The sequence below is a fragment of the Bradyrhizobium sp. NBAIM08 genome (assembly GCF_020193935.1).
In the GTDB taxonomy this organism is placed as follows: Bacteria; Pseudomonadota; Alphaproteobacteria; order Rhizobiales; family Xanthobacteraceae; genus Bradyrhizobium; species Bradyrhizobium yuanmingense.
In genome coordinates this window covers 1-461 of the sequence record NZ_JADYVR010000232.1, presented here as the reverse complement: position 1 = coordinate 461, position 461 = coordinate 1, and the positions used below count along the sequence as shown (strand labels likewise).

Sequence of the window (461 nt, the reverse complement as noted above, 5' to 3'; positions counted from 1 at the left end):
CGTCACCCGGGCGTTCCCCTTCGGCCGCAGGACCAGGACGACCGCCTCCGGGATCGGCTGACGGTCCAGGTGCAGGGCCATCAGGTCCTCGAACAGCTGGCGGTCGGCGTCCGGGTCGGCGTCCAGTTCAATCTCGACCAGGAACGTCTCCGGGTCCGGCCGGCCGACAAGCGTGACCTCGATCAATCCGTCCGGGAGGCGGCGCGGGGCGATGGGATCCCCCTTGACCGCCCGCCAGGCGACGATGCCGCGGACCCCGGCCAGGCGGAGGGCCAGGTCGCCGAAGTGTTTGATGAGCCAGTGCCCGGCCTTGTCGCTGCCCTGGTGCATGGCCCGAGTCTACCCGACCCGGCGGCCGACCGCACGGCTAAAATGCCCGGATGATCTACCTGGACTGGAGCGCCACGACGCCGATGCGGCCCGAGGTCTGGGACGCCATGCGGCCGTTCGCGGGCGAACAC

The 461-nt window shown here is 71.1% G+C and carries 1 protein-coding gene; it reads right to left on the bottom strand.

The genetic code is table 11. The features are described 5' to 3' along the window. A partial coding sequence (locus I6F37_RS39260) for a hypothetical protein (RefSeq protein ID WP_225154265.1) occupies positions 1-330 on the bottom strand: 330 nt, incomplete at its 3' end. Positions 331-461: the final 131 nt, after the last annotated feature.